Origin of the sequence: Streptomyces liliiviolaceus (assembly GCF_018070025.1) — a bacterium.
Classification (GTDB): domain Bacteria; phylum Actinomycetota; class Actinomycetes; order Streptomycetales; family Streptomycetaceae; genus Streptomyces; species Streptomyces liliiviolaceus.
The window spans coordinates 6,090,683-6,103,072 of record NZ_JAGPYQ010000001.1; the positions used below are offsets into that span (position 1 = coordinate 6,090,683).

Annotated in this window: 11 protein-coding genes; 9 read left to right on the forward strand and 2 right to left on the reverse strand. The window is 71.7% G+C overall.

The features are described from left to right. Positions 1-272: 272 nt before the first annotated feature. The 4 genes from J8N05_RS26515 (at position 273) to J8N05_RS26530 (ending at position 4,183) form a co-directional block, all read left to right on the forward strand. On the forward strand, positions 273-1,706 hold the full coding sequence (locus J8N05_RS26515) for an MFS transporter (protein ID WP_210886791.1): 1,434 nt from the start codon (positions 273-275) through the stop codon (positions 1,704-1,706). Between the two features lie 150 nt (positions 1,707-1,856). Beyond that, positions 1,857-3,119 (forward strand): PucR family transcriptional regulator, encoded by a 1,263-nt coding sequence (locus J8N05_RS26520; protein ID WP_247706499.1) that lies wholly within the window; start codon positions 1,857-1,859, stop codon positions 3,117-3,119. 132 nt (positions 3,120-3,251) lie between these two features. Beyond that, entirely contained in the window at positions 3,252-3,614 is a 363-nt protein-coding gene (locus J8N05_RS26525) for a DUF1304 domain-containing protein (protein ID WP_210886795.1), read from the forward strand. After that, a complete protein-coding gene (locus tag J8N05_RS26530; protein ID WP_210886796.1) occupies positions 3,611-4,183 on the forward strand; it encodes a TetR/AcrR family transcriptional regulator in 573 nt (190 codons plus the stop codon). The genes J8N05_RS26525 and J8N05_RS26530 overlap by 4 nt, the downstream gene beginning before the upstream one ends. A gap of 258 nt (positions 4,184-4,441) precedes the next feature. Here J8N05_RS26530 and J8N05_RS26535 read toward each other — a convergent pair whose 3' ends face one another. Continuing rightward, the gene (locus J8N05_RS26535) at positions 4,442-5,500 is read right to left on the reverse strand and encodes a GlxA family transcriptional regulator (protein WP_247706500.1); all 1,059 of its coding nucleotides are present in this window, start codon (positions 5,498-5,500) and stop codon (positions 4,442-4,444) included. A 70-nt stretch (positions 5,501-5,570) separates the two neighbouring features. Between J8N05_RS26535 and J8N05_RS26540 the strand changes: the two genes are divergently transcribed. Then, positions 5,571-6,521, forward strand: coding sequence for an NADP-dependent oxidoreductase (locus J8N05_RS26540; RefSeq protein WP_210886798.1), 951 nt, complete (start codon positions 5,571-5,573; stop codon positions 6,519-6,521). A gap of 359 nt (positions 6,522-6,880) precedes the next feature. Further along, positions 6,881-7,261: an STAS domain-containing protein gene (locus J8N05_RS26545; protein WP_247706501.1), complete on the forward strand. Its 381-nt coding sequence runs from the start codon at positions 6,881-6,883 to the stop codon at positions 7,259-7,261. Positions 7,262-7,268: 7 nt separating this feature from the next. Here J8N05_RS26545 and tuf read toward each other — a convergent pair whose 3' ends face one another. Beyond that, positions 7,269-8,462, reverse strand: a complete 1,194-nt coding sequence (gene tuf / locus J8N05_RS26550) for an elongation factor Tu (protein WP_210886804.1) — start codon at positions 8,460-8,462, stop codon at positions 7,269-7,271. A gap of 262 nt (positions 8,463-8,724) precedes the next feature. Between tuf and otr(A) the strand changes: the two genes are divergently transcribed. From otr(A) to J8N05_RS26565, 3 genes are all read left to right on the forward strand, one after another. Further along, entirely contained in the window at positions 8,725-10,662 is a 1,938-nt protein-coding gene (otr(A), locus tag J8N05_RS26555) for a tetracycline resistance ribosomal protection protein Otr(A) (RefSeq protein WP_210886806.1), read from the forward strand. Positions 10,663-10,758: 96 nt separating this feature from the next. Beyond that, complete coding sequence (locus J8N05_RS26560) at positions 10,759-11,409, forward strand: DUF4230 domain-containing protein (RefSeq protein ID WP_210886809.1); 651 nt, start codon at positions 10,759-10,761, stop codon at positions 11,407-11,409. 194 nt (positions 11,410-11,603) lie between these two features. After that, entirely contained in the window at positions 11,604-12,278 is a 675-nt protein-coding gene (locus J8N05_RS26565; protein ID WP_210886811.1) for a VanZ family protein, read from the forward strand. The last annotated feature ends 112 nt before the right edge of the window (positions 12,279-12,390 follow it).

A 12,390-nucleotide genomic window follows, 5' to 3' on the forward strand; every position in this document is an offset into this window, starting at 1 on the left:
GTGGCCGATGGGAAGGGGCGGTGCCCGGTGGGGCGGGCACCGCCCGCGAACGGACACCGGTCCGGCGTGGGCACCGGCTTGGAGCGGTGACCCAGGTTCCGCCCGTGGGCCACCGGTGGGTTAGAGGACGTGCTGACAGTTCGACTCGCGCGTTCTGTCAGTTCCCTGACAAAAACACGGTGTCGGTTCCACGCCGTGGACCAGAGCCCGGACGCCCCCGGCCCACCGACAATCCGTGCGGACGAACCGTGCGACGGCAAAAGGAGCGGCCGGTGGGACGTGCACGACTGGTGGCGCTGTTCTCCCTGCTCACCCTGACCGGCTTCATCACGACGCTCGACAACACGGTCATCAACGTCGCGCTGCCGACCGTGCAGCGCGAACTGGGCCTGACGGTCCCGGACCTGGAGTGGGTGGCCGCCGGCTACGTACTCAGTTTCGGCGCACTGCTGCTGCCCGGCGGCCGGCTGACCGATCTGTGCGGACGCAGGCCGGTGCTGGCCGCCGGGATCGTCGTCTTCACGGTGTCCTCGGCGGCGTGCGCCCTCGCGGACAGCGGGGGCGCGCTGATCGCGGCCCGTACGGTGCAGGGGGTCGGGGCCGCGCTGGTCATCCCGGCCTCGCTCGCCGTCATCGCGGTGGACCTGCCCGCGCGACTGCGTTCGACGGCCGTGGGTCTGTGGACGGCGGCGCTGGCCGTGGCGCTGGCGCTGGGACCCGTGGTGGGCGGCTTCGTCACCGAACGGTGGGGCTGGGGCTGGGTGTTCGCGCTGAACGTCCCCTTCGGTGCGCTCGCCCTGCTGCTGATACCGGCCGTGCCCGCCAGGTCCGCGCCCCGCCGCGGCGGTCTGGACGTGCCCGGCCTGCTGCTGTCCGTCCTCGCGCTCTATCTGCTCACGTACGCGCTCGTGCGCGGCCAGGAACACGGCTTCACCGCCGCGCCCGTGCCGCAGTGCCTGGCCGTGTCGGCGGTCGCCGCCTGCGCGTTCGTCCTCGTGGAGGCCAGGACCGCGCGGCCCCTCGTCGAACCGCGGCTGCTGCGCGACCGGTTCCTCACCGGCGGGATCCTCGCGCAGGTGCTGTGGGGCATCGGCGTCAACGGGGTGTTCTTCTTCACCGCCCTGTACCTCCAGCGGGTGCTGGGCTTCTCCCCCACCGGGGCGGGGCTGGCCTTTCTGCCGCTGGCGGGCGCGCTGCTGCTCGGGACGCCGATCGCCGAGCGGGCGGCCCGCGCGCTCGGCGCCCATGTGTCGATCGCGGGCGGGCTCGCTCTGGTCGCGGTCGGCCTGCTGTACGTGTCGGGTGTGGGCGCGGGGGCCGGCTACTGGGATCTGCAACCGGGGCTCCTGCTGATCGGCTGGGGCTCCGCGCTCACCACTCCCCTGACGGTGCGTTCCCTGCTACGGGTCCCGGAGGACGGGATGGGGATGGCGACGGGCCTGGTGAGCGCGGCGCGCGAGGTCTCCGGGGTGTTCGGGGTGGTCCTGGTGGGGGTGGTCCTCACCCGGCGCGAACGGGCCGAACTGCGGTCAGGGGCCGAGCCGCGCGACGCCTTCCTCGCGGGGTACGACCTGGGGCTGCGGATCGCGGCGTGCTGCGTACTGGCGGGCGCGCTGGTCGCGTTGCTGACGCTGCGCCGCCGCGGCCGTCATCGGCGTCCACGGCGGGTCGTGGCGCGTTCCAGGACTCCCCTTGTCATGAGGTGAGTCCTGAGGTGAGTCATGAGGTGACACGTCCCGGTTGTCATGAAGTGACAACTCCCGGAGGCGCCTCTGTCAGCCCGCGATGAAGCTGGGCAGAATCCGCGCGGGTAACGTCGGTGTGCCCCACTTCCCGTGTGCGGAAGGAGCCGCCGCGTGAACGGATTCCGCATACCGGTGAGCGAGGCCGGGATGACCACCGTGACCGCCGCCGGCGTCGCCGCCGAAGCGGTGGACGGCCCCTTCAAGTCGTTCCCCTCGGGTCTGCACGACCAGCTCAGACCGTTCTTCGCCGACATCACCGAAGAGGTCGTACGGGCGATCAGGACCGAGATCCCGGAGTACGCGCGGCCGACGGACGACACGTACATGCAGGTCGTGCACCAGGGGGTGGAGCACGCCCTGCAGGGGTTCCTGCAGCGGATGGCCGAGCCCGACGGTGACGGGGAGCCCGTACGGGCGACGTATCAGCGCATCGGCCGGGGCGAGGCGGACGAGGGGCGCAGTCTCGACGCCTTCCAGTCGGCCCTGCGTCTCGGCGCGCGGGTGGCCTGGCGCCGGATCAATGCCCTGGTCGACGCCGATCTGCTGCCGCGCCATGTGCTGGCCGCGTTCGGGGAGGCGCTGTTCCTGCACCTCGACGAGATGGCGGCCGCGACGACGACCGGGTACACGGAGGCTCGGCTGTACGCGGCGGGCGAGCTGCGGCAGCGGCGTACGCGGCTGATCGATCTGCTGATCGTGGATCCGCCCGCGTCGGTCGCGGCCATCACGGAGCTGGCGCGCACCGCGCAGTGGCCGGTGCCCCGTTCACTGGCCGTGGTCGTCATCGACCGCGGTGCGCGGGCCGCGGGGCCGCCGCCCATCGTGCCGCCGGAGTTCCTGGCACGGTTCGACGTGCAGCCCGCCGTGCTGGTGGTGCCCGACCCCGAGGGGCCCGGCCGGGCCCGGGCCGTCGCGGGGGCGTTGCAGGGGCTACGGGCCGCCATGGGCCCCAACGTCGCGCTCCAGGAGGGCGCGAGGTCGCTGCGGTGGGCCGCCGAGGCGCTGGACCTGGCCCGGCGGGGCGTGCTGCCCGACACGCAGATGGTGCGCTGCCGGGACCATCTGGCCACGCTGCTGCTGTTCCGCGACGAGGCCCTGGTGGACGCGATGGCCGACCGGCATCTGCGTCCGCTGGACGGCGTGCGGCTGCCGCAGCGGGAGCGCCTCGCGGAGACGCTGCTCAGCTGGCTGCAGTGCGGGCACAACGCGAGCGAGGTCGCCGCGCGGCTCGCCGTCCATCCACAGACGGTCCGCTATCGCATGCGCCAGCTGGACGAACTGTTCGGCGACCGGCTCCACGACCCGACGGCCCAGTTCGAGATGCAACTGGCGCTGCGCGCGCTGAACCTGCGACGGGCGGCGCCTGTGCGGTGACGGGGTGACGCGGTGACGCGGTGACGCTCATGGGTGAGCGCGGCGCACCCCCGGGGGATTTCCTGGACAGCTGTCCATGTACAGTGGACACCTGTCCAGGAAGTATTGCCCCCCCCGAAGGAGCCCACCCCCATGCAGACGCTCGCGAACGTGCTGGTCGGTCTGGTCGCCGTTCTGCACGCCTACATCCTCGTTCTGGAGATGTTCCTGTGGAAGCGGAAGCCGGGGCGCGGGCTGCACGGGTTCGATCCGGAGATGGCGCGGGCCACCGCCCCGCTCGCCGCCAACCAGGGGCTCTACAACGGGTTTCTCGCGGCCGGGCTCGTCTGGGGGTTGATCGCCGACGACCCGACGGGGTTCGCCGCCAAGGTCTTCTTCCTGGTGTGCGTGGTCGTCGCGGGCCTGTACGGGGCGGCCACCGCGAACCGGCGCATCCTGTTCGCGCAGGCCCTGCCTGGCGCGCTCGCCCTCGCCGCCGTCCTCGTCGCCCGGTGACGTCCGACCCCCGGGCCGAACGCACACGGGCCAAGTTGCGCCGGGCCCTCCTCGACGAGTGCGCCCGGCGGCCGCTCACGGAGGTGAGCGTCGCGTCGCTGGTGCGCGCGGCCGGGGTCGGCCGGGCCACGTTCTATCTGCACTACGCCGACCTGGAGGCGCTGGCCGTCGACGCCTGCGCCGATGTCGTACGCGATGCCGTGGACGCGCTGCACGCGTGGCGGGGCAGGCCCGATCCCCGGTCGGCGCCGGACGCGCTGCTCGGGTTCTTCGCGGGGCTGCCGCCGCACGCTCCGCTGTACCGCGGGCTGTTGGCCCCGGGCGGTGGTGGTCCGCTGGGCCGTGTCCTCCATCAGGACCTGCGCGCGCGCAGCCTCGCCGAACGCGAGCTCGCCGGTGCGCCGCAGGCTCCGCTCGTCGCCTCGGCCGTGGCCGCGACGTTCGCGGGGGTCCTCGCGGACTGGCTGCACGGGCTTGTGGAGGGCTCCCCGGAGGAGATCGCACACGCGGTGTGGCGTCTGCTGGTCGCGTTGCACGCGGTGCCGTGGGAGGGGGTTGGTGACGGATGAGTTCTGCCTGCGGGCCGGTGGGGGCTGGTCGCGCAGTTCCCCGCGCCCCTGACGGGGCGCAGCCCCGCCCTTAGGGGCGCGGGGAACTGCGCAACGGGGGCCCGGGGGCGGAGCCCCCGAATCCGTGACGCGAGGCCCGGCCGGTCAGTAGTGGCGTCAGGACCGCAGCCCCCTCAGGGGCGCGGGGAACTGCGCAACGGGGGTTCGGGGCGGAGCCTCCGAGTCTGTGGCGGGAGGGCGGGGCGGTCGGCACGGGCGTCAGGGGCGTCGGTCCGTTTGGAACGTCCGGCGGTACGCCTGCGGCGACACCCCGATCGCCGCATGCAGATGCTGCCGCAACGACGCACCCGTGGCGAACCCCACCTCCCCGGCGATCTGATCCACCGCCAGATCACTGGATTCGAGCAACTGCCGCGCCCGCACGACCCGTTGCTGGATGAGCCAGCGCCCCGGGCTCATCCCGACCTCGTCGTTGAAACGGCGCGCGAACGTCCGCAGACTCATCCGCGCGTGGTCGGCCAGCTCGGCCAGGGTCAGCGGCTCGTCGAGCCGTTCCAGCGCCCAGTGCCGGGTCGCCGCGGTGCTCGTCGCCGTCGGTCCGGGCACCGGCTGCTCGATGTACTGCGCCTGCCCGCCGTCACGCCAGGGCGGCACCACGCAGGACCGCGCCACCCGGTTGGCCAGTTCACTGCCGTGGTCCTTGCGCACCAGATGCAGGCAGACGTCCACACCGGACGCGGCCCCCGCCGAGGTGAGCAGGGAGCCCTCGTCGACGAACAGCACATCGGCGTCGAGGTCCACGTCCGGGAACATCTGGCGGAACAGCCCGGCCAGCTGCCAGTGCGTGGTCGCCCGGCGGCCGACCAGCATGCCGGCCGCCGCCAGCACGAAGGCGCCCGTGCAGATGGAGACGATCCGGGTGTCGGGGCGGATGGACCTGAGCGCGTCGGCCACCGCCTCGGGCAGGTCGGTGCGGAGGTCCGTCAGCGCGAAGGGCGGGATCACCACGGTGTCGGCCGTACGCAGCACTTCGGGCCCGTGCTCGACGGTGATGGAGAAGTCCGAGTCGCTGCGCACCGGCCGCCCGTCCACGGTGCAGGTCAGTACCTCGTACCGGCCCTCGGCGGAGCCGAACACCCGGTTGGGGATGCCGAGTTCGAAGGGGTAGACCCCGTCGAGGGCGAGCACGACGACTCGCTCCACATGTCCCTCGTACCCCGGGAGGTCGGGACGTCCGGACTCCCCCGTCCGCTCCGCGTGCACAGGGCGCGCCCCGCAGTACGTCCGCGTCTGCATCTGCGTATCCGTCCACTGCATGGCACGATCCTATCGAACAATGGCAATCATGCCATTTCCTCGGTCCCCGAAGCCGGGCAGGCTGAGACGCATGAGCACTGCGAACACGATGCGCGCGATCAGTCAGGACGTCCTCGGCGGTCCCGAGGTCCTCAAGGAAGTGGAACTGGAGATCCCCAAGCCCGGGCCGAGCGAAGTGCTGGTCAGGGTGCACGCGGCGGGCCTGAACCCGACCGACTGGAAGCACCGGGCGAACGGCAACTTCCTCGGACGGCCGCCGTTCGTCCTCGGCTGGGACGTCTCCGGGGTCGTCGAGGCCGTCGGCCTCGGTGTCACCGTGCACAAGCCGGGCGACGAGGTCTTCGGCATGCTGCCCTACCCGTACGGCGTAGGGGCGCACGCCGAATACGTCACCGCGCCCGCCCGGGCCTTCGCCCGCAAGCCGGCCGAGGTCGACCACGTACAGGCGGGAGCCGTGCCGCTCGCCGCGCTGACCGCCTGGCAGGCGCTGGTCGACACCGCGGACGTCCGGGCGGGGCAGCGGGTGCTGATCCACGCGGCGGCCGGCGGGGTGGGACATCTGGCCGTCCAGATCGCCAAGGCGCGGGGAGCGTACGTGATCGGCACGGCCAGCTCGGGGAAGCACGAGTTCCTGCGCGGGCTGGGCGCCGACGAGCTCGTCGACTACCGCGAGACCGATTTCGCCGAGACCGTGCGTGACGTCGACGTCGTCCTGGACACGATCGGGGGCGACTACCGCTCGCGTTCGCTGCGGACGCTGCGCCCGGGCGGGCTGCTGGTGTCGATCCTGCCGTCCGGCTCCCCGGAGCTCGCCGAGGAGGCGGCGGGGCTCGGCGTGCGGGCGGTGGAACTGCTCGTGGAGGCCGACCAGGCCGGGATGAGTGCCATCGCCGGGCTCGTCGCCGCGGGGACGCTGCGCGCCACGGTCGCGGAGGTGTTCCCGTTGGCGGAGGCGGCGAAGGCGCACGCGCTGGGCGATACCGGGCGGACGGTGGGCAAGCTCGTCCTTCAGGTGCGGTAGTTCATGCGGTAGTTCTCCGCGGGGCCCCGCGACATCACCGATGATGTCGTGGGGCCTTCCTGGCGTCCGGGACTCCGGCAGCGACCTGACCTGCGGACCGACGGCTCCGGCCGTGCGGTTCCCCGCGCCCGCACGGCGCTGTCCGCGCACCCGGGGGCGCACCGCGGGGCGCATTGAAGGTGCGGCACGTCTCCTAAACGACAGACATATGTCAATCGAACATGCTGAAATTCCCTCTAACGAGGGTAACTTGCAGGGTGAGGGACGGTGGAGCGGTCTCAAGCTGCGCCACGTCGGCTCTATGCTCACGGAACGACGTCACCCTGGTCCCCGGTGACCCTGTTGGAGGTGATGTCGTCGTGCGCAATAAACCTGGGCCGCACTCCCCGCACCTGCGTGTGCACCAAGAGCGCGGGCACGCCGTGCTGGAGTTCCACGGCGAGATCGACATCCTCGCCGCGCTGGACATCATTCCCGCGCTGGACGCGGCGACGGGACTCCCGGGCGCCCGGGTCGTCCTCGACCTGCGGCACATCGAGTTCTTCGACTGCTCGGGCCTGCGTCTGCTGTACCGGGCCCGTCGCCGGGTCCTCGCCCAGGGCGGCAGGGTGCACCTGGTCTGCACCCATCCGCTGACCCTGCGCATCCTGCGCGTGACCGAGCTGGCGAAGGTCATGCCGCCGCTGTCGAGCATGGACGAGGCCCTGGGGCGCCCGGAGGCCGCCTCGGAGTACTCCTAGGGCCTGTCTATTTCAGGATCTTGGTCACCTGCCCCGCGCCGACGGTCCGCCCGCCCTCCCTGATCGCGAACTTCAGCCCTTCCTCCATCGCGATCGGCTGGATCAGCTCGACGTGCATGGTCGTGTTGTCGCCCGGCATGACCATCTCGGTGCCCTTGGGCAGGGTGACGACTCCCGTGACGTCCGTCGTACGGAAGTAGAACTGCGGCCGGTAGTTGTGGAAGAAGGGCGTGTGCCGGCCGCCCTCGTCCTTCGACAGGATGTACGCCCTCGCCTCGAACTCGGCGTGCGGCGTGACCGAACCCGGCCTGATGACGACCTGGCCGCGCTCGACGTCCTCCCGCTTCACTCCCCGCAGGAGCAGCCCGACGTTCTCCCCGGCCCGGCCCTCGTCGAGCAGCTTGCGGAACATCTCGACGCCCGTGACCGTCGTCTTGGTCTTCTCCTCGTGGATGCCGATGATCTCGACCTCCTGGTTGATCTTCAGCACACCGCGTTCGATGCGGCCGGTGACGACCGTGCCGCGGCCCGTGATGGTGAAGACGTCCTCGATCGGCATCAGGAAGGGCCGGTCCACGTCGCGCACCGGCTCGGGCACGAACTCGTCGACGGCGGCGAGGAGTTCGAGTACGGACGCGGTCCACTGCTCGTCGCCCGCCAGGGCCTTGAGCGCGGAGACCCGTACGACCGGGACGTCGTCGCCCGGGAACTCGTACTCGGTGAGCAGGTCGCGCACCTCCAGCTCGACCAGTTCGAGGATCTCCTCGTCGTCGACCATGTCCGTCTTGTTGAGGGCGACGACGATGTACGGGACGCCGACCTGCCGCGCCAGCAGGACGTGTTCCTTGGTCTGCGGCATCGGCCCGTCGGTCGCCGCGACCACGAGGATCGCGCCGTCCATCTGCGCCGCTCCGGTGATCATGTTCTTGATGTAGTCGGCGTGTCCCGGGCAGTCGACGTGCGCGTAGTGCCGCCGCTCCGTCTGGTACTCGACATGCGCGATGGAGATCGTGATGCCGCGCTGGCGCTCCTCGGGTGCCTTGTCGATCTGCTCGAACGGCGTGTACGGGTTGAGGTCGGGGAACCTGTCGTGCAAGACCTTCGTCACGGCCGCCGTGAGGGTCGTCTTGCCGTGGTCGATGTGACCGATGGTGCCGATGTTGACGTGCGGCTTGGTCCGCTCGAACTTCGCCTTGACCACTGCGAGCCCTCCTGATCACCCGGCGACACGGACGCGCTCCGCCCGGTCGCTCCGCTCGGTCCGCTCTCCTCGCCTGTGCGGTACTTACTCGGTACCGCCGTTCGGGCGCCCTGTCCACGCACGGGAAATTCGGTTGCGGCCGACCCACGGGAACGGGCCATCATGCCCGTGGACCACTCCCCGACCTCAGGAGCTCGCATGCGCCGATTCCTCGGAACCCCTCGCCCCCACCGGACGATCGTTCTTGAGGAACCGACCACGCATGAACTCCTGGAACACCGCGCACCCCTCGCGCACCCGCACCCTGAACATCGGCATCCTGGCGCACGTCGACGCCGGTAAGACCAGCCTCACCGAGCGGCTGCTCTTCGACGCGGGCGTCGTCGACCGGCTGGGCAGCGTCGACGCCGGCGACACCCGCACGGACGACGGCGCGATCGAACGGCAGCGCGGCATCACCATCCGCTCGGCCGTCGCCGCCTTCACCGCCAGGAACGTGGACTTGGACCGGGCGGGAGAGACGGCCGGGGACGTACAGATCAACCTGATCGACACCCCGGGGCACTCCGACTTCGTCGCGGAGGTCGAGCGCGCCCTGGAGGTCCTCGACGGAGCGGTCCTGCTGCTGTCCGCCGTGGAGGGCGTGCAGGCCCGGACCCGGGTACTGATGAAGACCCTGCGACGGCTCCGCCTGCCCACCCTCGTCTTCGTGAACAAGATCGACCGCGCGGGCGCCCGGGAGGAGGGCCTGCTGGACGACATCCGGCGCAGGCTGACCCCGTGCATCGTCCCGCTGACGGGTGTACGTGACATCGGCACCGCCCGCGCCCGGGTCGTACCGCGTGCCGTGGACGAGCCGCGTACGGCGGAGACGCTCGCCGACGCCGATCCCGGCATCCTGGCGGCGGTCGTGGACGGCCCGCCGCCGACCCCGGACGCACTGCGCGCGGCGCTCGCCGCGCGGACCGCCGACGGCTCCCTGCACCCGGTCCTCTTCGGCTCGGCGCTCGGCGGCCAGGGCATCGCCGAACTCGTCGAGGCCGTGACCCGGCTGATTCCGTCCCCCGGCCCCCTGGAGGAGTCCGGCAGGGTGGAGCCACGCGGCACGGTCTTCGCCGTACGCACCCGGCCCGACGGCGAGCGAACCGCCTATCTCCGCCTGTACGAGGGGGAGGTGACGTCACGTCAGCGTCTCACCATGCTGCGGCGCGAGGCGGACGGCAGGGAGCGGAGGGTGCCCGGCCGGGCTCTCGGCCTCGACGTGGTGGGCCGGCCGGGACCGCTCACCGCGGGCAACATCGCCGCGGTGACGGGCCTGCACGGCGTCCGGGTCGGCGACCGCCTCGGCCGGGTCCCGGACCGCGCCCCGCAGTTCGCCGCCCCCACCCTGGAGACCCTGGTCCGCGCCCGGGACGCCGAACACGCGGCGCCGCTGCGCTCCGCCCTGCTGGCCCTCGCCGACCAGGACCCGCTGCTGCACGCGCGGCCGGGGCCGGCCGGCAGCACCGCGCTGCTCCTGTACGGGGAGGTGCAGAAGGAGGTCCTCGCCGCGACCCTCGTACAGGACTTCGGCATCGAGGCGGAGTTCGAGCCGAGCCGGATCCGCCGTCTGGAGCGGCCGGTGGGCACCGGGGAGGCGTACGAGGAGATCCGGCGGCACGGCCACACCGGGTTCTGGGCGACGGTCGGCCTGCGCGTCGAGCCCGGCCCGCACGGCAGCGGCACGGTCTTCGCGTACGAGACCGAACTGGGCGCCCTGCCTCGCGCGTTCCACCAGGCCGTCGAGGACACCGTGCACGCCACACTGCTCGGCGGCGGCCCGCACGGCTGGCCGGTGACGGACTGCCGTGTCACGCTCGTCCGCTCCGGATACGTCGCGCCGCTCAGCACGGCGGGTGACTTCCGCGGGCTCACGCCGGTGGTGCTGCGCCGCGCTCTGGGGCACGCGCGCACCCGGGTGTACGAGCCGTACCACTCCTTCGAGGCCGACCTGCCCCTCGACGCGCTCGCCCCCGTCACGGCCCGACTCGCGGCCTGTGGAACGGAGTTCGGGGAGACCACGGGCGGCAGCACCTCGTGGCTGGTCACGGGCCGGTTGCCCGCCCGGCACGTGCGCGACATCGAGTTGCGGCTGCCCGGTCTGACCCATGGCGAAGGCGTTTGGTGGTCACGGCCCTCGGGGGACCGTCCGGTGCGCTGACGGGCACAGGCCGGAGCCGCGCGCAGGCGTACGCCAACCCGCCTGTCTGGCGCGGCATTTGGCGGGCACAAGGAAGGAGGAAGGAGGACGGTCCACATGACGACGTCTCTTAAGCGCGTGCCCGGATGGGCGAAGGTCGTGAGTGCCGTCGTGCTGGTTCTGGTGGTGCTCTTCGCCGGTCTTCGGTGGAGCCTGCTGCCCGGACTGGGCGACGTGTTCGGCGAGGAGACCCATGACCGGACGGGGCCCACGCTCCTCAAGTCCATCCAGGACATCAGCCGTTACGACGCCGCCTCGGGCAACTTCCAGGTGGTGGTGGATCTGGAGAAGGACACCAAGTATCTGCCGGACGCGGTCCGGGGCACCCGCACCCTGTACGTGGGGGCGGGCACCGTCGACTCCTATGTCGACCTCGGAAAGATCCGCGACAAGGACGTGCAGGTCAACGAGGACCGCACATCGGCGACGCTCAGGCTCCCCCACGCCGCCCTGGGCAAGCCGGCACTGGACCCCGACCACTCGTACGCAGTCTCCAAGCAGCGCGGTCTCCTCGACCGGCTCGGCGACGTCTTCTCGGACAACCCGAACGACGAGCGGGCCGTCCAGCGGCTCGCCGCCCGGCACATCGGTGACGCCGCCAAGGACAGCGAGCTGACCGCCCGTGCCGAGGAGAACACCACCGGCATGCTCAAGGGGCTGCTGGGCTCGCTCGGGTTCAAGGAGGTGCGGGTGACCTACGGGACCTGAGCCCTCGGTCGGGCGCCGTCCGCCGAGGTCGGCGCCCCGTGCACGACCGCGCCCGCGAGCAGCTCCAAGCGCAGCTCGCGGGCGCATTCACGTCCCGGCCCGAATGCTCCGAAGAGGCTTGTTGCAGCGGCATCTTCGACAGATCAAAGGGTATGCGGGTTCCACCACACCGCAGTCTCAAACTGGAGGGTTGCATGGCACGCGAAGCGCTACGCCCCCGTACCGCCTTTGGTTTCCGCTCCGCGTCACGCTCGGGCCCCGAGAAGACGGACTCCCGCGCCTCCAAGCCGCGCTTCCGCCCGGGCGCGAAGGGCGGACGGCCGTCCGCCAAAGCGCCCCGCGAACCAGCGTCGAAGCCACCGCGTCAGCCGTCCTCGAAGGCGGTCCGCGAGCGGCGCCGGCCTCCCCTGGTCGTACGCGTCCTCGTCGTCCTCATCGCCTTCGCCGCGATGGTGGCCTTCGCCGCCGTGCTGGCCAAGCTCACGCTCCAGCCGTCGCCGGCCTCCGAGGCGCTGACGCACAACAACATCCACCCGGGGCGCTCCCTGCGCGCCTATCTCGACCAGCCCGAGTTGCGGGACGCGGTCAAGCAGATCGGCGGCAACATCGTCCTCGGCATCCCGTTCGGCGTGCTGCTGCCGCTGCTGGTGCCCAAGGCGCGCGGCATGCTGCGGGTGACCCTGCTGACCGCTCTGGCAATGCTGTTCGTCGAGGTGGTGCAGGGGACGTTCATCACCGGGCGGGCCTTCGACATCGACGACGTCATCCTCAACACCTCCGGCGCCCTGATCGGGTATCTGCTCCTCGGCCGGCGGATGAGCCGCGCCGTGCATCCGCGACGGCGCGAGCGCAAGGCGGCCGCGGCCTGAGGTCGCCAAGGGGCCTTTCGCGTAACGGAGTTGGGGCCGTGAGGGGCTGAGGCGGGGGCGTCCGCAGGGTGTGAACGGCTGGTCTGTACCAGAGTCTTGACGCACCCCTTAC

What these genes read in the sequence shown, in the direction of transcription:
- J8N05_RS26525 (WP_210886795.1), top strand. Translation starts at nt 3,252, where the DNA reads ATGCAGACGCTCGCGAACGTGCTGGTCGGTCTGGTCGCCGTTCTGCAC.
- J8N05_RS26535 (WP_247706500.1), bottom strand. Translation starts at nt 5,500, where the DNA reads ATGCAGTGGACGGATACGCAGATGCAGACGCGGACGTACTGCGGGGCG.
- J8N05_RS26540 (WP_210886798.1), top strand. Translation starts at nt 5,571, where the DNA reads ATGAGCACTGCGAACACGATGCGCGCGATCAGTCAGGACGTCCTCGGC.
- J8N05_RS26560 (WP_210886809.1), top strand. Translation starts at nt 10,759, where the DNA reads ATGACGACGTCTCTTAAGCGCGTGCCCGGATGGGCGAAGGTCGTGAGT.
- J8N05_RS26565 (WP_210886811.1), top strand. Translation starts at nt 11,604, where the DNA reads ATGGCACGCGAAGCGCTACGCCCCCGTACCGCCTTTGGTTTCCGCTCC.